This window comes from Accumulibacter sp., assembly GCF_029255285.1.
Classification (GTDB): Bacteria; Pseudomonadota; Gammaproteobacteria; order Burkholderiales; family Rhodocyclaceae; genus Accumulibacter.
The window spans coordinates 1-6,000 of record NZ_JAPUVI010000015.1; the positions used below are offsets into that span (position 1 = coordinate 1).

At 55.6% G+C, this 6,000-nt stretch carries 4 protein-coding genes; all 4 read right to left on the reverse strand.

Annotation, left to right across the window (positions count from 1 at the left end):
• Nucleotides 1-454: 454 nt before the first annotated feature.
• Nucleotides 455-1,153, reverse strand: coding sequence for a hypothetical protein (locus Q1M07_RS01035; RefSeq protein WP_300449405.1), 699 nt, complete (start codon nucleotides 1,151-1,153; stop codon nucleotides 455-457).
• Nucleotides 1,154-1,221: 68 nt separating this feature from the next.
• Nucleotides 1,222-4,209, reverse strand: coding sequence for an HsdR family type I site-specific deoxyribonuclease (locus Q1M07_RS01040; protein ID WP_300449407.1), 2,988 nt, complete (start codon nucleotides 4,207-4,209; stop codon nucleotides 1,222-1,224).
• Nucleotides 4,193-5,380, reverse strand: a complete 1,188-nt coding sequence (locus Q1M07_RS01045; RefSeq protein ID WP_300449409.1) for a restriction endonuclease subunit S — start codon at nucleotides 5,378-5,380, stop codon at nucleotides 4,193-4,195. Before Q1M07_RS01045 ends, Q1M07_RS01040 begins: the two co-directional genes overlap by 17 nt.
• A partial coding sequence (locus tag Q1M07_RS01050; protein WP_300449411.1) for a 3'-5' exonuclease occupies nucleotides 5,377-6,000 on the reverse strand: 624 nt, incomplete at its 5' end. The genes Q1M07_RS01045 and Q1M07_RS01050, both read right to left, overlap by 4 nt.

The following is a 6,000-nucleotide window of genomic DNA, read 5'->3' on the forward strand; positions in this document are numbered from 1 at the left end:
CTATCGCAGGTGTAAATCTCAAGCTGCTGGGCTGGCAGCATTCTCAGGTCGGCAAGATGTATTGGCCGCAGTAATTCAATAGCCGACTTACGAGCGTTCTTCCTATGACGGTCCGGATTGGGTCGGAAGCTGCCGTCCATTCTGAGAACGCTGACTGGCCGCTTCGGCCGAGCAACTGCCTCATGCCCTGGGTGTAACATGGCTGCACCTCGGCCATGGCAGGCTATGGTAACGCTTGCTAAACCCTGGGAGGCCGAACGTTTGATCAGCACAGCCATGAAATATAGACACCGAGCAGAAGTGCTCGGTGTCTTCGTCGATTTACTAAAAACAACGGCCTGTGATCGCTACAGTTTTAAATGCTTTCGGCGAGATATCAAGCGCCACTTTAGATCAAGTCGCATCTGCGAGCTGTCGCACTGAAGGAGTTGCCTTTCATCGCACGAGCAGTCAGCTATTTGTCACGAATTTCTGAATCACGAATGACTTCGAGCGGTAACCTTGCTGAGGTTAATAGATTTTCGACTTGTTTTCGGACAACATCTGCGGCAAAAGGGGATACATAGACTCGTTGAATCAAGTGTTCGAGATCAATGTTCACATTTCTACCCGAGGTGAAGTCGTAGGGAGGAATCGATCCTCCCTCTGACAATGGGTAGTTAAGAATGAACAGTCGAAGCTCCTCTTCGAATTTGTAAAAAGTCTTCTTCGTGGTCACGATACTAAATCGACTAAGTTCATCACTTTTAAGGTGATTTCGGTATCGGACTTGACCCATGTAGAGAGTTTCCGGATGAGGATCTTTGCCTTTACGGAGCGCAGTCCTCAGCCGACCTACAGTACTCCGGATTGCCACGCCCTCGGGTTTATTTCCAAGATAGATCTTCCACAAGGCATATGACTCGTGTGGCGAGATGGACCAACAGTTGATAAGCGTCAGATCTTTCATAGACCCGTACTGCCAGCCATTTAGACGGATCGATATCTCGAGCTCTACCTCTTCAGGGCTATAGCCTTGGCCAGTGAGTTGCTTGCGCCATACCTGAACTGTCGAATCGGGTATCGTGACCTCGTACTGATCCGATAGCCGCTTTGCATTACAAAAATAAAGGCTACGGTCTTGGATCAGACGCGTAAATTTGTCGAGATCCATGTAGCGCCAGACCGAACTATTTCCGTTTGGCACTATGAGTGCATCGGATTTTCCTATATTCATAGTTGTCAGTAATACTGCCGAATGTAGCTGTAAGCCTTTTCGAACAGATCCTCATCCGCATGCAGCTTGTATTTGAAAAGTGCTTTGCGTAGCGCCTTCTTCACCTCCCTCTCGCCGGCCTGAGTTCCCTGCCAGCCTGGAAAGCGGACCAGCCGGACGATCTCGTCAATGTCAGCAACCACGCGCTCAACCATGATGGGCGTTTCTGCGGTTTTGACTTCGTTGAACAACTCGGTAAGCGCCGCCTTGCCGCGATCCTCGTCTTCTTCCGGCGGAACTTCCTTCTCGGCTTGTAGCGTCTCCTTGGCAATCTCCAGCAACTGCTTCAAAAACTCAACACTGTTGATCTGACCAGACTCGAAGCGGTCCTTCAAGGCATCCAGCCGCTCAGAAAGCTGCTTGAACTTCGGATTGCCGCCATGCCCACGCAGCCGGCGTTTGAGCTTGATCTCGATCTCCTTGGCTTTCTTCGGGTCTGGGTTCGACAGCACCGCCTCCAGAAGATCGGCATCAAGGACCAAGGTGTCGAGGTCATCTCGGACTGCATCCACATGTACGTTCTGGTGGATCAGCTCGATGGTTTTGGCCCCGAGCGAATGCCAGATCAGCTTCCCGTGACCGCTTGAAGGCTGCACCGACTGATATACCTGGGACAGCCACTTGTACTCCTTCTCGAAGGGGCCCAGCACCGTATCAGGGGAGAGGGCTTCCCAGATCTTGTTGAGCACGCTGTACTCGGCGGCGAAGTTGTCGCGCACCTCATTGTTGGGCAGGCACTCCTGTGCCGCCATCAAACCTTCGTAACCCTGCTGCTCGCGATCAATGCCGGGGAAGAAAGCCAGACATTTTTGCATGGCTTCTGGCAGCTTTTCTTTCAGTTCCTGGATGTTGCTGACTACCTGCTTGACGCTCTGATCGTCGAATTCCAGCGCTGCCGCTACGTCATCGAAGATGCCCAGGTAGTCCACGATCAGGCCATGGGTCTTCTGCTCGGAGTAGGTCCGGTTCACGCGGCAGATGGCCTGCAGCAAAGTGTGGTCGCGCAGCGGCTTGTCCAGATACATCGCCTGGAGGATAGGAGCATCGAACCCGGTCAGCAGTTTGGCCGTGACGATGATTAGCTTCAGCGGGTCGACCGGGTCCCGGAAGCGATCCAGAAGGCGTTCCTCTTCATCTCGGCTTCGGTCATAGGGTGCGTACTCAGGGTGTTCCTTCTTGTCTGCGGCCTGCACCGACATGACGATGTCCGTGGCTTCCAGCGGTAGCAGCTTGTCCAGCTCTGCCTTGAACAGCAGGCAGGATTCCCGATCGAAGGTGACGATCTGCCCCTTGAAGCCGTTTGGTTCCACCTTGGTTTGGTAGTGCTGGACGATGTCCTCGCACACCTTGCGGATACGTTCAGGCGTCTTCACCAGCACTGCCATCTTGGCGGCAGTTTTGGCGAGGTTGTCCTTATCCAGGTCGGAAAGGCCGCCGGTCAGATCCTTGTAGGCGGCATCCAACGCAGCCTTGTCGATGTGTAGGTCAATCAGCCGGGGCTCGAAGTGCAGCTTCAGGGTGGCGCCGTCGCGGATCGATTCCTCGAAGCCATAGCGACTCATATAGCCCTTCTCATCCTCCTCTGCGCCGAAAGCGAAGAAGGTGTTGCGGTCAGCACGGTTGATCGGTGTCCCGGTCAGGCCGAACAGGAATGCGTTGGGCAGGGCTTCCCGCATCTTGCGGCCCAGATCACCTTCCTGGGTACGATGGGCTTCATCCACCAACGCGATGATGTTGCTGCGGTCGTTCAGGCTGCCAGTAGCTTCGCCGAACTTGAAGATCGTGGTGATGATGATCTTGCGCACATCCTGCGCCAGCAACTGCTGTAGTTTCTCGCGGCTGTCGGCCTTTTCCAGGTTGGGAATGTCCGCGCCGGTGAACGTGCCGGTGATCTGGCTGTCCAGATCGATCCGGTCCACCACGATCAGCACCGTGGGATTCTTCAGGCCGGCGTGCATGCGCAGCTTCTGAGCGGCAAACACCATTAGCAGCGACTTGCCGGAACCCTGGAAGTGCCAGATCAGGCCCTTCCGGGGGTAACCTGCCAGCACGCGCTCGACGATCTTGTTGGCCGCTTCAAACTGCTGGTAGCGGCAAATGATCTTGATGCGCTGCTTCTTCTTGTTGGTGGCGAATAGGGTGAAGCTGCCCAAGATATCCAGCACCACATGCGGCCGCAGCATGCTCTCGGCGGACAGCTTGAGCGACTTCAGCGGGTGGCGCTGACCATCTTCACCGTCGCCATCCAGGTGCCACGGGCCCCAATCCTTGACCGGTAGCCCGATGGAGCCGTAGTGGTAGGCCTTGCCCTCAGTGGCCACCGAGAACACGTTGCAAACGAACAACTCCGGTACGAACTTCTCATAGTCGTCGTGCACCTGTACCGCGCCATCGACCCAGCTGATGCACTTTTTAACCGGCGTCTTGGCCTCGATCAATACTAGAGGCAGACCGTTCACCAGGAGTACCAGGTCAGCCCGGCGTTCCGTGGGGCCAGCACGGTAGGTGTACTGCTGGGTGACGATGTACTGGTTCTGCGACAAGTCATCCAGGTCGACCAACCGAACCGGCACATGCTCGTTGTTGTGGCCAAAGGGCATCGAGCGCTCGCCGCGCATCCAGGCGGTCATTTCCTCGTTGGCGCGGATCAGGCCATCCGAGCGTACCGAGAGCACGATGGCGCGCAGCTTGTACAGCACCTCGTCGGCGCGGTCGGGCTGAGCGGCAATCTCCGGGTTCAGGCGGATCAGCGCCTCGCGCAGCCAGGGCTCGACCAGCACTTCCTGAATCTGGCGCGGCACTTCAGCTGGGGCGGCGTAGCGCCAGCCGATGCCTTTCGGGCTAGGGCCATAGCTGGTCTGAGGCTCCTGGACGGTATTGGCAGTGACATCTTTGATGGGGCCGGCGAGCAGGTCGCGGACGTAGGCTTCAACAGTATTAGCTTCCGTGAACACGGCTCTCCCCCTCAAGAACTTGCTCCGAAAACACTTTCATCAGTGTGCGAGCGGATTCAGCTCGGCCAGACAGCGTAACGGTGGCTTGGGCGAGTGTCTCTGCCGACTCCGCAATCTGCATTTGCATAGCTTTATCGACAGTGGGCATAGACAAAGACCGAAGCTCGGTTAACGTGATCTCGCGAAGATCTTCGCCTTTCCATCCAGTAGCGAATCGCAAGACTTCTCTACGTACCCTTGGACTTTTAAGAGCCCAGTAGACGTACCCAGGAATGTAATGATCTAGAACAGATACCCGCGCGGTTCCCCGAGAGAGGTTCGCACCTGCTGCTTCAGCCGGAGTTCGAACGGGCATTCCCACAACTCCGCGCAGGGCAACCACTATGTCGCCTTCATCAAGGCGCGACTCCGGGTAACCGTCTGCGATCTCTTTTGATGTGCGCTTTAAGTTAGCCAGGCGAATTCCTTCTGGGCCTGTCATTTCGGCAATTCGTACATATGGCACGCCACCATCGATTTCTGGCCCAGGGCTGTCAATGCCACGCACGATCGGCTTGCACATGGACTGCAGAGGAGCCACATCCGGAACTGCTTCAAAGACTTCCGTAAGAAATGATTCAAGGGCGATCCCGGCAAGGCGCTTGCACTCACTAATAGAGTCAATCGAGCCTTGCTGAGCCGAAAGTACATTTAGGAGAGCGGCTTGTTCGGTCAGACTTGTGGGTAATGCCAATTCAAACTCGGCAAGACTGCTCCAGTTGGTACGCGGACTCAAGGAGCCTGCCGACGTACCCACCGCGTGATCGAAGAAGGCATCTGTCTGGCAAATGAATGGCAGCAAGTCCGGCAACAACACCTGCGCATCCTTGGTCTCCAACACGTAGATATCACCGGAGCACACGCCAGAGAAATCCGCCACAGCCACCTTGCGCTGGTAGGCGCGGCGCTTGCCGAACAGTACCTGGCCGGGCTGAAACACGCTGGTAAAGGTGACGCCGTCAGCAACGTTGCCCCAACTGCGGATGCGCAAATCGCCCGGCTCCAGATGCTCTAGACCAACGTAGCGTTCAATGCCGTCGGCCAGCGGATCTTGGCTGCGTCCTTTGGAAAGGCGCACCACGTCGCCGAACTTCACCCGGCGCCAACCTGGCTTTAATGTCGTATTGGTCATTGCTCTGTTCTCAAAAACGGCGTGGCATAGCCGAGGTATTCAGTTTGCGCCGTGCGTTGCACATCCCAGCGTCTCGTATGTCCAGCTGGGCGCTCCCGTTGATCGGCATGGGTAAGGACTAAGCGCTTTTTGGCACGCGAAACCGCGACGAAATAAGCGCAGCGGTTCTCATCCTGGTTGCCAAAGAAGATTTCGTTTTCGACGGCCATGATGATGACCGAATCGAACTCAAGGCCCTTGCTCTTATGAATGGTCAGTATTCGTACTGCTTGGTCGTCTGAGAAACGCCTGAGGGCTTTGGGCAAGTCCGGCTCCAGCTTTAGCAATTCCTCAATCCTGGCCTTGGTGTCACGAATCACCTCTTTCAACCGATCGTGCGACTCGTAGTCTGGGGAAAGCGACACCAGTGTCTCGATACTGACTTGCTTCAGGAATGCCCGAACATATTCCCACCAGCCTGAGAAGAGCTGATCGACTAGCTCGGCAATGGCAATTTCTTTTCGTTGCTGCTTTACAAGCAGATCAAGATCCTTCCGCGCGTTCGACTGAATCTCTTCATCAGCAAACGGGATCAGCTGGTTCATGAGCCGAATCCAGGCTTTGGGCTCGCGCTGACCATA

Coding starts and splice junctions, on each gene's coding strand:
- Q1M07_RS01035 (WP_300449405.1), bottom strand. CDS start 1,153: ATGGATCTCGACAAATTTACGCGTCTGATCCAAGACCGTAGCCTTTAT.
- Q1M07_RS01045 (WP_300449409.1), bottom strand. CDS start 5,380: ATGACCAATACGACATTAAAGCCAGGTTGGCGCCGGGTGAAGTTCGGC.